At 74.3% G+C, this 2,181-nt stretch carries 1 protein-coding gene; it reads right to left on the reverse strand.

Annotated elements, in window-relative coordinates; all coding sequences use genetic code 11:
* Positions 1-2,110, reverse strand: a 2,110-nt coding sequence (locus tag B9S61_RS34785; RefSeq protein ID WP_146065025.1) for a type I polyketide synthase, incomplete at its 3' end; no start/stop codon positions are given.
* Between the last annotated feature and the right edge of the window lie 71 nt (positions 2,111-2,181).

Below are 2,181 nucleotides of genomic sequence, written 5' to 3' on the forward strand. Positions count from 1 at the left end.
CGTCCACCGGCAACGGCACCGACGCCATCCCGCCCCGGCCCGCCAACACCCCCACCGCACGCGAACGCAGCGCCACCACCCGGGCCCCGTCCTCCAGACTCAGCCCACCCGCCACACACGCAGCAGCGATCTCACCCTGCGAATGACCCACCACCGCATCGACGGTCACACCGTAGGACCGCCACACCTCCGCGAGCGACACCATCACGGCCCACAACACCGGCTGCACCACGTCGACCCGCGCCAACAACTCCTTCGACCCCAGCACCTCCACCAACGACCACTCCACGAACGGCGACAAAGCCCGCCCACACTCCGCCATCCGACCCGCGAACACCGCCGACCCACCCAACAGCTCCGCAGCCATCCCCACCCACTGCGAACCCTGCCCCGGGAACACCAGCACCGTACGGCCCGACGAGACGCTGTCGCCCCGCACCAGCCCCGGCACCGCGCCGCCATCGGCCAGCGCCCTGACCCCGTCGAGCAGCTGCTCCGGGCCGGTGCCCACGATCACGGCCCGCCGCTCGAAGGCCGTACGCGTGAGGGCGAGGGCGCGGCCGGTCCCGCCGGCCCGCAGGGGTCCGGGGCGGGTACCCACGTGCGTCAGCAGCCGGGACGCCTGCTCCCGCAGCGCCTCCTCGGTGCGCCCGGACAGCACCCAGAGCATCGGGTGCGCGTCCGTACCCGCCGCGGTCCCGGCTTCGGCCGCCGGTTCGGCCTCCTCCACAGGGGCCTGTTCCAGGATCAGGTGCGCATTGGTGCCGCTGACGCCGAAGGCGGACACCCCGGCGCGGCGCGGACGGCCCCGGTCGTCCCAGACACGGGCCTCGGAGAGCAGTTCCACGGCGCCCGACGACCAGTCCACCATCGGTGTCGGCCGGTCAGCGTGCAGGGTCCGGGGCAGTTCGCCGTGCGCCATGGCCAGCACCATCTTGATGACGCCGCCCACCCCCGCCGCCGCCGAGGTGTGGCCGATGTTCGACTTCAGCGAGCCCAGCCACAGGGGCTGCCGGGCCGGCCGCCCCTGCCCGTACGTCGCCAGCAGCGCCTGCGCCTCGATCGGGTCACCGAGGGTGGTGCCGGTGCCGTGCGCCTCCACCACGTCCACCTCGGACGCCGTCAGGCCCGCGTCCGCGAGCGCCGCCCGGATGACCCGCTGCTGCGACGGGCCGCTGGGCGCGGTCAGGCCGTTGCTGGCGCCGTCCTGGTTGGTGGCCGAACCGCGGACCACGGCCAGCACCGGGTGCCCGTTGCGCCGGGCGTCCGACAGCCGCTCCAGCAGCAGGACGCCGACGCCCTCGGACCAGCCGGTGCCGTCCGCACCGGCGCCGAACGCCTTACAGCGGCCGTCGGCCGACAGCGCGCGCTGCCGGCTGAACGCAACGAACGCGTCGGGGGTCGCCATCACCGACACCCCGCCGGCCAGGGCCAGCGTGCAGTCGCCCGCCCGCAGCGCCCGGATCGCCAGGTGCAGGGCGACCAGCGAGGACGAGCAGGCCGTGTCGACGGTCACCGCGGGCCCTTCGAGACCCAGGGTGTAGGCGATCCGGCCGGAGACCACGCTGCTCGCGGTGCCGGTGTCCAGTAGGCCCTGGACGTCGGGGAGGTGGCGGGAGCCGGCGCCGTAGCCGTTGCCGATCGCCCCGAGGAAGACGCCGGTGCCGGTGCGCCGCAGCGCGCGGGGGTCGATGGCGGCCCGCTCGACGGTCTCCCAGGCGGTCTCCAGCACCAGCCGCTGCTGGGGGTCCGTGGCCAGGGCCTCGCGCGGCGAGATCCCGAAGAACTCGGCGTCGAACTCGGCGGCGTCGTGCAGGAAGCCGCCGTGCCGGGTGTAAGAGGTGCCGGGCCGCTCGGGGTCCGGGTCGTAGAGGCCGTCCAGGTCCCAGCCGCGGTTGACCGGCCAGCCGGACACCGCGTCGGCGCCGCGGCTCACCAGGTCCCACAGCAGTTCGGGCGTGTGGGCGCCGCCGGGGTAGCGGCAGGCCATCGAGACGATGGCAATCGGTTCGTGGCGGGCCTGCTCGGCCTCGCGCAGCTGCCTCCGGGCGTCACCGAGGTCCGCGGTGGCGCGCCTGAGGTAGTCGAGCAGCTTCTTGTCGTCGGACATCGGGTCCAGCTCTCTCTCAGGCGCTGCCGAAGTTGTTGTCGAGCAGGGTGAACAGTTCGTCCGCCGTGGCG

Source organism: Streptomyces sp. SM1 (assembly GCF_002910825.1).
Lineage (GTDB): Bacteria > Actinomycetota > Actinomycetes > Streptomycetales > Streptomycetaceae > Streptomyces > Streptomyces okerensis.